15 protein-coding genes are annotated in these 13108 nt (G+C 39.2%); 1 reads left to right on the top strand and 14 read right to left on the bottom strand.

Going from position 1 to position 13108, the window contains the following annotated elements; genetic code table 11:
- Positions 1 to 7: 7 nt before the first annotated feature.
- The 7 genes from MHB45_RS07400 to MHB45_RS07370 all read right to left on the bottom strand — a co-directional run bounded on the left by MHB45_RS07400 (position 8) and on the right by MHB45_RS07370 (position 5051).
- Positions 8 to 946: a Phenylacetic acid catabolic protein gene (locus MHB45_RS07400; protein WP_081088574.1), complete on the bottom strand. Its 939-nt coding sequence runs from the start codon at positions 944 to 946 to the stop codon at positions 8 to 10.
- A 149-nt stretch (positions 947 to 1095) separates the two neighbouring features.
- Complete coding sequence (locus MHB45_RS07395) at positions 1096 to 2121, bottom strand: MBL fold metallo-hydrolase (protein WP_161798626.1); 1026 nt, start codon at positions 2119 to 2121, stop codon at positions 1096 to 1098.
- On the bottom strand, positions 2069 to 2293 hold the full coding sequence (locus tag MHB45_RS07390) for a hypothetical protein (RefSeq protein ID WP_048685996.1): 225 nt from the start codon (positions 2291 to 2293) through the stop codon (positions 2069 to 2071). Before MHB45_RS07390 ends, MHB45_RS07395 begins: the two co-directional genes overlap by 53 nt.
- Positions 2294 to 2308: 15 nt before the next feature.
- On the bottom strand, positions 2309 to 3190 hold the full coding sequence (locus tag MHB45_RS07385; protein ID WP_048685994.1) for a PaaX family transcriptional regulator: 882 nt from the start codon (positions 3188 to 3190) through the stop codon (positions 2309 to 2311).
- 98 nt (positions 3191 to 3288) lie between these two features.
- Positions 3289 to 3717, bottom strand: a complete 429-nt coding sequence (locus MHB45_RS07380) for an acyl-CoA thioesterase (protein WP_176702847.1) — start codon at positions 3715 to 3717, stop codon at positions 3289 to 3291.
- A 93-nt stretch (positions 3718 to 3810) separates the two neighbouring features.
- Positions 3811 to 4614 carry an enoyl-CoA hydratase/isomerase family protein gene (locus MHB45_RS07375; RefSeq protein WP_048685992.1) on the bottom strand — a complete coding sequence of 268 codons (804 nt, stop codon included), beginning with the start codon at positions 4612 to 4614 and terminating at the stop codon, positions 3811 to 3813.
- Between the two features lie 257 nt (positions 4615 to 4871).
- Positions 4872 to 5051, bottom strand: a complete 180-nt coding sequence (locus MHB45_RS07370) for a hypothetical protein (RefSeq protein ID WP_048685990.1) — start codon at positions 5049 to 5051, stop codon at positions 4872 to 4874.
- Positions 5052 to 5101: 50 nt separating this feature from the next.
- Here MHB45_RS07370 and MHB45_RS07365 point away from each other — a divergent pair, with 50 nt between their 5' ends.
- Entirely contained in the window at positions 5102 to 5509 is a 408-nt protein-coding gene (locus MHB45_RS07365) for an Hsp20/alpha crystallin family protein (protein ID WP_034312897.1), read from the top strand.
- A 65-nt stretch (positions 5510 to 5574) separates the two neighbouring features.
- On the opposite strand, the gene MHB45_RS07360 is transcribed toward MHB45_RS07365, so the two are convergent.
- The 7 genes from MHB45_RS07360 to MHB45_RS07330 all read right to left on the bottom strand — a co-directional run bounded on the left by MHB45_RS07360 (position 5575) and on the right by MHB45_RS07330 (position 12924).
- On the bottom strand, positions 5575 to 8706 hold the full coding sequence (locus tag MHB45_RS07360; RefSeq protein WP_048685988.1) for an AAA family ATPase: 3132 nt from the start codon (positions 8704 to 8706) through the stop codon (positions 5575 to 5577).
- Complete coding sequence (locus tag MHB45_RS07355; RefSeq protein ID WP_340907592.1) at positions 8703 to 9848, bottom strand: exonuclease SbcCD subunit D; 1146 nt, start codon at positions 9846 to 9848, stop codon at positions 8703 to 8705. The genes MHB45_RS07360 and MHB45_RS07355 overlap by 4 nt, the downstream gene beginning before the upstream one ends.
- Before the next feature lie 162 nt (positions 9849 to 10010).
- On the bottom strand, positions 10011 to 10439 hold the full coding sequence (locus tag MHB45_RS07350) for a DUF2621 domain-containing protein (protein WP_048685984.1): 429 nt from the start codon (positions 10437 to 10439) through the stop codon (positions 10011 to 10013).
- 81 nt (positions 10440 to 10520) lie between these two features.
- Positions 10521 to 10826, bottom strand: a complete 306-nt coding sequence (locus MHB45_RS07345; RefSeq protein WP_048685982.1) for a DUF3219 family protein — start codon at positions 10824 to 10826, stop codon at positions 10521 to 10523.
- A 128-nt stretch (positions 10827 to 10954) separates the two neighbouring features.
- Positions 10955 to 11182: a sulfurtransferase TusA family protein gene (locus MHB45_RS07340; protein WP_048685981.1), complete on the bottom strand. Its 228-nt coding sequence runs from the start codon at positions 11180 to 11182 to the stop codon at positions 10955 to 10957.
- Between the two features lie 42 nt (positions 11183 to 11224).
- Positions 11225 to 12280: a YeeE/YedE family protein gene (locus MHB45_RS07335; protein ID WP_176702846.1), complete on the bottom strand. Its 1056-nt coding sequence runs from the start codon at positions 12278 to 12280 to the stop codon at positions 11225 to 11227.
- Between the two features lie 167 nt (positions 12281 to 12447).
- Positions 12448 to 12924: a CcdC family protein gene (locus MHB45_RS07330; protein ID WP_048685979.1), complete on the bottom strand. Its 477-nt coding sequence runs from the start codon at positions 12922 to 12924 to the stop codon at positions 12448 to 12450.
- Positions 12925 to 13108: the final 184 nt, after the last annotated feature.

The following is a 13108-nucleotide window of genomic DNA, read 5'->3' as shown; positions in this document are numbered from 1 at the left end:
CACCCATCTATATCGCCTCATTTCGATATGCATCAAGTAGCTGGTATCCTTTTTGAATCCTGTTAACGAACTCTTGATTTTGTGGTCCACGCTGCTTAAAACGTTTGATGACATTATCCCACGTATCAGGTTCATCATAATTCCACCGCTTGTTTTCCGCATCGAATTTACATGGAAAGGGAACTTTCAATTCATACCTTCCAGCCCCTTCATCGTAGTGAGCAGGTAGATTAAGTCCGAGGGATTCACAGAAAGGAACGGCTGTCGACATCCATTTCTGCCGTAATTCATCATTAGTCTTTCCTTTCAATTTATAATCCAGCTGGGCTGACCTGCTTTTTAAGTTATCGGCTACACCGAAGAATTCCAGGGACATGATGAACATCCAATCAATCGCTTCTTGTACCTGCTTAGCCGTTTCAGGATCTTTCATGGCTGCCTTCATTATGATTTCACCGTTTCTTAAATGGAATAGTTCCTCCTTATCAACTTTTACCAATGCCCGTTTCCAAGGTCCGTATGATGTATGTTGGTGTGCATCCCCCAATAAGGTGTAACCTGCTCGATCAAATAATCCGTTGAATACTCCTAGTTCAACCCAATTATCCAATTTAAAATCAAATGCATATGGATTCTTCCATTTATTTGGTGAACGCTCATATAACATGTATTGAACATTTTCCCCTAAATCCTTTAATAACCTGTACGCAATATGCGCATGCCCGATTTCATCCTGCATTACTGCAAGTGCTGTGATTTTGTAATTTAAATTAGGAGCATCTTTATAGACTGTCAGAAGAGGCGGAACACTTAATAATTCTGTATCCGCAACAATCATCAATGTTTGCTTCAATGCCTTTTTATAGTTTTCATCCATATCTTCCAGTCTCTCAACCACAAACCCGGCTTGGATCTTGCCCATCAAATCATTTGTTAATCCTGTCATCTGTTCCTCTCCTATCGTATTATGTTTTTAAAACTATCGTCTTATATAAGTAATATAATAATTTACTTTATCTGGTTAGTCAACAGTTTATCAGATTTTTCAGAAAACAAATAAAGCGAGATGCACAAAAGTGCATCTCGCTTTATTTGTTATAATTCGTATCGAAACATTCCGCCATGTGAAATTTTTTGTATTCTTTTTTCTTTCACTAAATATTCCAGATGTGCTAACGTTTCCGCGATGGCGAATCGCCATTGATGATCAGTGAGCTTCTTATGCTGAAACAGCTGTTCCGTAATCTTATACGCCACTTTATTTGATTCCAGAATGGTTAAAATGACCGCTAAACGTTCATTATGATGTTCAATGATTTCCTTAGCCCGCTGAGCAAGATTTACTATTGGCGTTCCATGGGCTGGATATGCAATGCTCACATCCTGTTCAACAAGTTGAGACAAAGTTGAGAAGTAACTTTTTAGTGGATTTTGATCGGAATTGGGCCAAAGACTAATATTCGGAGTGATTTTATTCAAGACTACATCGCCTATTAACATTATTTTCTGGGTCTCTTGATAAAAACATAGATGGCCCTCCGCATGACCACCATATGTTTTGATGCTCCACCTGCCTTCAGGGCTATCCAAATAGGTATCTTGAAAAATTTCAATTTCAGGAAGCGGATTCACTTTATTCGAGAGAAACAATACGTTTTCTCTCACTTTAGTCAACAAAGGCTCAGGAACGGAATGTTTACCAAATAATTCATAAGTTGCTTCAGCCTGTTTCGCATTACCGCCAAAGACAGTCTTAATCATCCGGGCTTCCACATCACTCATATAAACGCGAGCACCGGTTCTTTCCTGCATCCAGCCGATTAAACCAGTATGATCGGGATGAAAATGGGTCAGGATAATCTTTGATATATCTGTGGGTTTTATGGACAACTCTTCAAGGACATCTTCCCAATATCTCTTGGCGGCTTCTGTTGGAAACCCAACATCCACCAGCACGATTTCTTCTTTCATTCGAAATAAATAACAATAAACATGCTTCATGGGGAATGGGACTGGAATGCCTATGCGAATTAAATAATCCGTTATTTGTTGATGGTTCCCTGATGGCTCAGTAATGATCATCACTTCCCAAAACCGGTTTCCACCTTTGTTGAACGGCAAGCAAAGCTTCCTTTCCATCCACAGCTCCAATTGTTAATTCATACGATTTTTGATTCAACGGAAATGTCTGTCCGTAAATCAGAGCATACCCCTTATTTATTCCATATTTCTCATAATCAAGGCCATTCAGCTCTTCCAAACCTTTTTCTGTAACATGGATTTTTTGCTGCATAAAAAACCTCTCCTCTTAATCATGATAGATTTCTGAAAAAGGGTTAATGGCTTTTTCACGATTTACGAATCCCGCTTTATCAGGAGGATACTCCATGATCGATTCAAAATATTTCACTGCCTTTACCGATGTAAGCTGATGAATATTCCAAAATAGCTCCCTAGCCTTGGTCCCATGCCAGTCTTCAGGTAATAAATCTAGCGGGAAACCAGGATCCAGGAAAAGGAACTTCCTATATTCGTGAACAAGCCGGGTTCGTTCATAAAAACATTCTTCATTTGAAATATCATCATCCCATACAGCCTGCTGCATGTCCTGAAGCTTCGTTTCATATTGCTGTATGAAAGTTAAATAGTTTTTGTTTATTTCATTTAAATTCCAACAAGCACGTAAAATCTCTTCATTTGAGTGGGTGATCACTTGACTGGAACTGAAAATAACCAGGTAGTCCTTTAAATCATATGTATCCATCAAGCTCAGAACCTGTTTTTCCAATGGATTGGGACTGACCCAAATACTATTGGACAAAAGCCCGAATCCTGTCCAGCTCAATTCCTTACGCACTTGATTCCTCAGCACCCGCTTCTCTTCAGGGATGGAGTATGTAACCACTCTCCACAACCCATCCCAATGATTATTCCGGATCGTATAAACACGTTTGACACCATCATCCATATTGCGTTTCCCTTTTTGAGTTAATGAATAATAACTTTTATTGCCTATTTTCCGCCCAGTAATTAAATCCTGTTGAACGAGACGCAGAATAGCTCCACGCACAGAGGATTCCGAAACACCAAAATGTCCCATCATTTTAATCAGTGTCCCAATCCATACTTCCCCACCGTAGAATTGGACGAAATCACCAAAAAGAGTATACAATAATGACCTTGGTTTCATGTTGATTCTCCTGTTCTCATAAAGCCTTTTCTTCTTAATGTAATCTAAATTGGCTCAATTTTCAAACTTGTCAGAGATAAACATCCCTTCATATCCCGCTATATGACTTTCAATATTCTTTTTATATTTTCTGGAATTGGTACAGCCTTAAACCCATCATCCCCGATGGAAGTCCAAGCGCGAATTTCATAACCATACCCAGTCCTTATTTCCCTACAATAAACTTCATGCTGAAAACGAAAGGTTTTTGTTTTCACCTCATTCACGTGAGTGTATACTGTCACTTCATCGTCGTAGTACAGAGGTTTTTCAAAAGTACATTTCGCTTCGAGTAATGGAATGATGATTCTCTTCTCTTCTTCCAAATATTTAGGGCTCATTTCTATAGAACGAAAAAAATTATGACCCGCTAAATCGAACCATTTATAATAATTCGGATAATAGACAATTCCTGCCCGGTCTGTATCACCCCACTGAATTTGAAATTTCGTTTCGTTCACACGCCTTTTCAAATGAGTTTCTTCCATTATAGATAAACCATCCTCCCATTAGCATTCTTAGTAAAAAAGCAATATCGGCAAGAACCGATATTGCTTTTTTACTTTAAAAGGACAAATCAATCATTTACCTTTCCACTGTGGTTCACGTTTTTCAAGGAAGGAAGCCAAACCTTCTTTAGCATCTTCAGAGCGGAATAGAAGATTCTGTATTTCCCCTTCATAACGGATCGCCGCGTTTAAAGGCATTTCTTTACCGTTCATTATCGATAGTTTAATGTTAGTTACTGCATAACTAGCCTTACTTGCGACATTTTTGGCATATTCCAAAGTTTTTTCACGTATTTCATTTTGTGGGAAAACCCGATCTACAAGTCGTATTTCCTTAGCTTCCTGAGGTGAGATAGACTCCCCTGTGATATTCAGGTCGATTGCCTTGGAGTGACCAACTAATCTAGCCATACGTTGTGTCCCCCCTGTACCTGCAAGGACCCCCAGATTAACTTCCGGTAAACCGATTTTCCCTGCATTATCCCCCATAAAGCGAAGGTCACAACCCATCGCCATTTCCAGTCCCCCACCTACCGTGTGACCTTCCAGGCATGCAATCCAAATTTGCGGTGAACGTGCAATTTTATCTAGAGTTTCATTGCAGAATAAGCAGAATTGTGTTTTAAAAACCGGATCAGCAGCTTTAAGGAAGTTAATATCCGCTCCGACCGAGAAAAATTTAGGCATATCACTCATTAGCACAGCCACTTTCATATCTGGATCAAAACGAATATCATCAATTGCAGCATTTAATTCTTTGTAAAAATCAAGCGTATAGGCATTAGTCTTATTAATATGAAGATGTACTTCCGCTACCCCAGTTTCTTTGTTTTTTTGGATTGTAAGCGTTCGCTTCGCTTCGACTGCTGTACTCATTTTCATCAACACTCCTTCGATTTTGTATTACGTTTTATTTCCTTCCGTTTATATTACATAATATACTACTTAATTTTCAGAATTGCAATTATTTTTGGTAAATTATTTAATAATTAAATCCAGTGTAGCATTTGGTATTGATTAACAAAGTTTGAATTATTCATTTTGACACAGTAAAAAACTGGTTTCGAATATAAAGATGGCATTAGGTTACGAGCTTAATAGAAAACATCATTGATTATAAAGGAATGACCAACTCATGTAGAATTGGTCATCTCTTTTATTAACTTCTTGCTAATTTTCAATCCCCTTAACTCCCACACACATTGTTCCTTTGTTTTGATTACTTTTCTAAAGTACTTGTTTGCCATTACATTTTTTGATCCACTCTTCCGGAATCTTTTATCATCATTCATTTTCACTTTTTCATTCACCATTCTTCATGCTCCATCATATAATACCTCAAAGGAAAACCGGGGGTATCAACATGCAAGACAATCAACATGGATCGCAAATGACTGAGGTTGAAAAGTTTGATGAATGGGTGAAAAGTTTTTTTCTGGATCCGGAAACTTGTGCGTTGGATCATCAACTTTTTTCAATTGATATATACGAAAGTGACGATGAGTATATGGTGGAAGCGGTTTTGGAAGATCATGATGTGAAAGATATTAAAGTATGCCTAAGTGATAATGAGCTATCGATCATCGTTGACGATACTCATAAGCCATTTCTTGAAAAAAAAGAAGATAAGCTACCCACACAGAGAAAAATCCCTTTCCCCTTTTCGATTTGCTCACGCAGAATTACCGCTGAATTCTCGAATCCGATTTTGGTGATTCGCATCCATAAGTTTTCCCCCGGAAAAACAGCTGAAGATATTAACATTGAGTAGTCCGTTCATTAAAAATAAAAAGAATGGCTAAGGGGAACCTCCCCTTAGCCATTCTTTTTTCTTGATTAACCAGCAAAATAAAAGGACGTCCGACTTCCTTTTTGTGTCGAAATGACTTGAAGCTGGGCATCGATTCTTTCTTTCAATTCCGGGACATGGGATATTATCCCGACCAATCTCCCGGTGCTTTGTATATCCATTAATGCTTCAATTGCATGATCAAGAGATTCAGGGTCGAGCGTACCGAAACCTTCATCGATGAACATCGTTTCAAGTGAAATTCCGCCTGCATTCTGCTGGACAACATCCGCAAGACCCAAGGCAAGTGCAAGGGAAGCCTTAAAGCTCTCTCCTCCCGAAAGGGTTTTGACATGCCTCTCTTGTCCTGTATATTGATCATACACAGATAACTCCAGACCGCTCTGGATATTCCTTCGTGTAGGATCAAGCTTTCGCAATAACTGATATCTTCCGCTTGTCATTTTCAGCAGCCTTGAATTGGCTTCTTTTAAGATATCATCTAAAAAGGCTGCCAGTACATAACGTTCAAAAGTTATTTTGAAGGAGTTTTGACCTTTGGAAATCTCAGACAGATGACCGACGATACTGTACCTTTCATCCAAACTTTTCTGTTCTTCCCTAATTTGCGCCAATTTCCTTTGGATTTCTTCGTTAGTCCGTTTTTCAGCCTGCAACTCATTCTGTTTTTGGCGTAACGACTCCAATTCTTCATCTATGAAATCGAATGTCTTTTTCAATCCTTCAAGATCCGGTTTGGTCACATCTTTTAATTTCATTTCCAAATCATGAAACAGACTTAAAACACTTTGCCAATTTTGATTATACTGCTGAACTTGATCCTCCAAATTTCCAAGAGCTGCTTCCGATATTTTTGCTGCCGTATATTCTTTATAATTGGAAAAACCTTGATTGGTCATATCTGCAATTAACTTTTCCCGCTCCTCTTTCAATTCTGTATTTAAAGCCTCGATATTTCCACTTAGGGATTCTTTTTTTGCACGGATGGCCGATTCTCTTTCCTTCACCAGTTGAAGGTTTTTTTGTGCATCTTCCAAGGCCGATTGTAAGCGTTTCTGTGTATTTACAGCCATTAGATAAGCTGCATTATATTCTTCCTCTGTCCGTATTCCGTCTGGCAGGGAATCGGTTAATCCTGTTAGTTTTGTAGAGTTTTCAATATACCTAGTTTTCCCTTGGTCCTCTTTTCTCTCTAAAGAGATCAGATTTTCCTTTAGCTCGGATGCTTTCTCTTTTAAATCCAGCAACCTTTTTTCCAGATCATTTAATACTGACTTTTTCCGCATCAATTCTTTTAGCTGTTCTTGCAGCACTTTTCCTTTTTGTACAAACTGCAGCAAATGCTCATTAATATCTTCATTCCTAAACTCCGGCATGTCATTTTGTAAGTCACTTAGCTTCTCTTGTGAAGACTCTAACAGTGCGTCATATTTGGATTTCGCTTGATAATATTCACTTTCAGCTTGGCTTTTTTGTTGTTCCGCCGTTTTCAGCTTGTTTTCTTGCTCTTTCAGTTCCAAATCCGTCGGCATATGCTCATGCATCTGCGCTGGTTTTGGATGACTTTGTGAACCGCACACAGGACAATTTTCTCCAGAGTGCAGCATGGAAGCAAGCATACCCGCTTGGCCTGATCGCCAGTTTCGGTTCAGGGTTTCCAGTTTTTCCTTCTCCTGAATTTGTATTCTTTGTAACTCCTGGAACCGATTATTCTTTTCATCCAGCACTCGTTTCGTATTCTGGATTTCATAAAGAACTTCTTGAAGCTTTTTAATTTTCGATAAAGCTGAATGATTTCTTTCTGCTTCAATTTCCTGATCACGATAAAGAACAGCCGCTTTTTCCGCTTCTGTTTTTTCTTGAGCGACTTTCTCAACTTCCGCTTCGACCGACAGATGTTCCGAAACAGTTTTTTCACGAAGTCGTTTACAAGTTTGCCACTCTTTTTCATCTAAGGTAACCTGTGCTTTTAAGCTTGCAAAAGTCATGACAGCCTCTTTTACCTGCTCAAGCTGATGAACAGCTCGGACTGCCTGCTCTCTTTCATTTTCCTTCAACATTTCCTTATCATAGCAATCCTGCTTCTCAATGCGCTCAGTTCGTAACTTCTCGGACTGCTCACTTAACTTTTGAAGTTCGGCATTCGCATCTTGCACTTGTTTGCCAATTCGCAAATAGTATTGTTCCTGCTTTTCAAGTGAAGCCGCTTTGTGTGCCATTTTCATTTGGACTTTCACTAGTTCCATTTCTGGCAGCTTTGCTTCAAGGGCCTCTTTTTCTTTTCGAAGTTTTTCTTTTTCAGAAAATCGATTTAATAAATCGACAGCTTTTGAAAGCTCTTGATTTACTTGATCACGAGCTTTTTGCTTTTCCTGTATTTGGTTGTTAATATATTCATTTTTTTCTGTTGCTTTCACAATGACTTCCTGTAACAACGGTAAGACCAGCTGTTCATTAGGCTCTTCCCCTTGCAATTGCGCCTGCAGCTCTTCATGATTTCCAGGATGGATGCCTTTCATCAATTCCATTCGCCGCTGAGCACTTTTTTCGCTTTGCTTTCTTAGGATGGAAGCCTCTTCTTTTAATTTTTCTTCTATTCGTTTATATAGCTCAGTATGAAATAATTTCTGGAGAATTTGTTCTTTATCCTTGCTGTCGGAAGTTAACAGTTTTCGGAATTCATTTTGTGGAATCATCAGGATTTGCCGGAATTGGTTCGCATCAAGTCCAATGAGTACTTTTATTTTTTCTTCAACTTCCCGTACATTTGCACCCAGCAATTTTTTTCCTTCAGGCAATACCTCATATAATTCAGCCTTTGCTCCAACCGTAGTTGTTCCTTCACCTGCTTTTTTCTTCCGTTCCTGCTGTGGCGACCGGGTCACCAAATACGTTTTTCCACGCAGGGTAAATTGTAAAGATACTTCAGTCAACAGATCATCTTCGGCAAACTGACTTCGTAAATCTTGCCCGCTCCGATCTTCACCGCTGGCTTTTCCATATATAGCAAAACTAATCCCATCAAATATCGTTGTTTTCCCTGCGCCTGTCTTTCCAGAGATTACAAACATGGTCCGTTCCCCAAGGGAATTAAAGTCAATGGTTTCCCTTCCTGCATATGGTCCGAATGCCTGCATCGTTAAAATATCCGGTCTCATTTCAAAGCCTCCTCTTTCTTAACAGCTTCAATTACCGAAACCATCAAATCATGCTTTTGTGAATCAAAGTCCCTATCTGTCATTTCTTGATAAAACGTTTCAAACAGGTCCAATTCTGATTTCCGTTCATCTTTTACAGAAGTGAAGGAATTTTTCCTCCTAAGGTCAGTCAAATCCCATTTTCGCTCCAGATGAAGTACGTTCGGATAAAACTGACGCAAGCGGTTAATAGGATCGATCAGTGCGCCCTCATCATTTAGTGTTATTTTCAAATAGTCATCCCTTTTTTGCGATTGATAGAAAGCGGGATCAAGCAACTCTTCCATAACCCCGGATATTTCCCTCATATCGAATTTGGGTGTCAAAGAACGATAGCGTATATTAAAACTTCCATCTTCTTGCATATCGACGATGGACAGCGATTTATTCTGCTTGGCCTCGGAAAAAGAATATTTTAATAGTGATCCAGAGTAAAACACCTTAGGATGACGTATCGCGTCTGGGCTATGTAAATGCCCAAGTGCCGTATAATCGAACGCATCGAATAAGTCGGATGAGACACAGCCAGAACCACCTACCGACAAGACCCTTTCCGAATCGCTCGTTTTTCCGCCTAATACAAAAGCATGTCCTACAAAGACATTCGGCTCATCCATATTGAAATTCTCGGCTATCGTTCCGGTTATCCGCTTCATTGCTTCTTGATGGGAATGGATACTATCATCTTCAAAAAGATGGCGGACCGTCCCAGGTTCTGCATAAGGAACACAATAAAAGTTCACGCCCTTGATGCGAACCGGCTCACATGTTTTTGTCAATTTCCCATGAATGTATAACTGACTATGACGATACCATGATGAACCGAATGCGAGTCTTTCCGCAGAATCATGGTTTCCCGAGATCGCAACGATCGGTGTATTCATTTTCACATTAATCGTATAAAGGATTTCATCAAGAAGCTCCACCGCTTCAGTCGGCGGAACGGAACGATCATATAAATCACCGGCAATCACCACGGCATCCGGTTTTTCCTCTTCGACAATTTCTATGAATTGCAAGAGTGCATGCCTTTGGTCATCTGTCATATGTACCCCGTGAACGATTTTACCTAAATGCCAATCAGCCGTATGGATAAATTTCATAGTTTCACTCCGTCCTAAATTTTACTTACTATTATTATATCAAAAATTTAACGAATAGCATGGTTTGGGTACAAACGTTCTAATTTTTACCACACAGCTCCATTCTTTTGCATGATTCAAAATGAAAAAAGCAGACTCCAAATGAGTCTGCTTTTTTCATCATTAGCTGAATAAATGTTCATATGGAACCATATTCACCTTTCTTTCAGCTAACTTTTTTTGTAAAAATTTATGATCACGTTTTGGTGTGGCAATGATATAGCCGCGTATCACTAAATCTTCCGTAATATCGCCCGCTTTTTCCTTTAACGCCAACTCTCCGATTTTCCCTGCGATTTTATGTCGTGCAACATCACGAAAAAGTTCTGGCACAGGGCTCACTAAATCTTCCAGTAATTCCTTTTGCTGCTTTGACCATAAGTGCTTTGTTTGTTCCAAATAGTATTCTTCCCAATCCATATCGGATTTCCCATCCTCTTTGGGAAATCTTTTCAGGAACTTTCGAAACATGAAAAAGCCACCTATGCTCATCAATATAATTAAAAGGGCTACCCAAAATAGAATGAACCATAAAAACCATCCGCTAAGCAAAGTACCACCTCATATGTATAGAATGATCGTTACTATTTATTATAGACAGTAACCCATATCTTTACAAGACTGGCAATGCAATCATTCTTGACCGTTCACTTCCAGCAGGACGAGCGAAAAATCCCCTACCGCATTTTCTTCATAAAGATTCGTGACCGAAGTTGCATAGTTAAAGATCTCTGCACGAAACTCCTCGTTTGACTGTGGTATCTTTAAATCAAAAACCATCTGATAAAGCAATGTAGTAATATCATGATATTCACTATGTGTGACCTTGAAATTGAAACTGACTTTTCTGATTTCTTTACCTTCAGAATCCTTTACAGTTTCAGATAGAAAATCCGTAACTTGCAGTGGAACATCATTTAAAATGACCTCGTCAACCATTATAAACATCTCCTTAATAAAGTGGTTAAAGACATATTATCACTAGAAACTTTCAGCGCCAATTATTCAACCTTGAAAAAATGAAAAAACGTGCACAGGAAACCTAAGCACGTTTTTTTCAAATCAATTTACTTTCCCTTTTTAACGATTATACGCCATTTAGCGTCATCGATTTGCTCGAACTCGGTGATTTCATGACCTTCTGTAGCAGCCCAACGCGGAATGCTCTCCGTTGCTTGTGTGCAATCGAAATTAATGATCAATTCCTCACCTTTTGCCATGTCCACGATCGCTTCTTTTGCTTCCACTAAAGGAAATGGACATACCATTCCAGTCGTTTCCAATACTTTTGCCATTTAATATTCCACTCCTTGATTAAAAAGTTTTTGACTTGTAACTTAAGCCGCTTTGGATGCAGCGGCCGCCTGCTTTTGCTTTCGGATGATCGTGAAATAAGTCGCTACCCAAGTACCCAGCAGGAAAAAGACAATTGCAACCCAACCTTGCCAAGCAAATAACGCCGAGTTCACCAGGCCATTTCCGATTGTGCATCCCCCGGCAACACTTGCACCGAATCCCATGGTTATACCGCCAATTGCATTATTACGTAACGTTTTCATATCAGGCAAACGCCAACGGAATTCCCCGCTCCCTTTGGCAGCAATGAAAGAACCTAGGAAAATGCCTACTACTAAAAACGTGCCCCAATCGATTAACGCATCATCTCCGGTGATAAGGAAAGTTAAAATGTTCGCGGAAGGCGCTGTAATTCCAAGTCCGAACATCCTCCCTGTCATTGCACTCAGCGGCCAAGCCATGATTGCAATAAGGCCGACCAATAATGCTGTAACAAAAGGATGCCAGCGTTTCTCGAATAAGATGTGGGCCAATCCCGTTTTTTTCGGTTTCATTTTAAAGATTGGAAGTTTCGGTTTTCTCAATTCACGAATCACCAATATGCCAACCAAGAGTGTCACAATAATCACAAGCACCCAAGGCGAAACATTTAACGTTTCATGAATATACGTATCATTAGTACGATAAGATAACAGATTATCCCCTGCCACTTTCCATACACCATATTTCGTCATTGCTGCCCCTAGCATATATCCAAAAAGGGCAACCCAACTTCCGATCATGCCCTCTCCGGCACGATACCATGTTCCAGTGGCGCAACCTCCTGCCAGAACCATACCAATACCAAAAATAAAACCACCCACAATGGTTCCCAGCCATGGAAAACCATCATTTCCAAACTGAATGATCCCTGTATCATTCAATGCATAAACTCCAATACTTTGTATCGCTATAACAACAAATGTAGCCAAAAACATCCGTCCATCTTTAGCTAAAATCAAATCACGATATGCACCAACAACACAGAAACGGCCTCTTTGAAGCACAAATCCCAGCAGTAAACCACAAATAATCCCTAACACAATCATTTGTAACATGTACCGTTTCCTCCTTAAGTAAAATAATAATAATACTAATATAATATAATCCGGATGAAATTACTAGGTTTTTGGCATGATTTTTTTCTAATGAAGTACCCATGGAAATGAAAAACCCGAGTCATCATGAATAACGACTCGGGTTTTGTAGTTTATTCCTTTGATTATCAAACCATACTGCCTCCGCCGAAACTGGCTGCTTTAACTTTCTTATATTGATAAAGCATGGCAATTCTCCACGGAACGATCATCGCAAAAGCAAGTAAGAAAAACATTCCGCTCAATACACCGATTTCAATCGTGCTTCCCAGCATCAGCTTTGCCACCAGTCGAATCACCATGAGACCAATCAATATGAATATGAACGCTTTAGAGCGCAGAATATAAATTTTTTCATCTCTAACTTCAAATTTAGATGTTTTGATCAATAAGATGGAAAATAACATCCCTGCAACAAGAGCCTCCAACAATTCGTATCGAGTGACCCTGAACATCGGGAAAATAAACATCAAGGCACCGGTACTCATAAACAGCGGCGGTAAAATGATTTTCCTTTCATTCACTGGTTTTTTCGTTTCCTTCATCCGTAATATGAAAACACCTATAGCCATCACAATCGCTATACCTGTTGATATATATATCATCTCTTAACCATCCCTTTTAACTAATAATAGGTAAGTACCATTAAAAATTATATATGACTTCAATTTATAAACAAAGTATATAGTACCTATTTAAGATAAACAAGGAGGTGTTTATTAATTAAGCTCGCTTTTGATGATGCTTCCAATTCCCGCCCTCGACAAAAGGCTTGACGATAAAACCTTG

This window comes from Peribacillus sp. FSL K6-5616 (assembly GCF_038008245.1).
Classification (GTDB): domain Bacteria; phylum Bacillota; class Bacilli; order Bacillales; family DSM-1321; genus Peribacillus; species Peribacillus frigoritolerans.
This window is presented reverse-complemented; position numbering and strand designations above follow the sequence as displayed.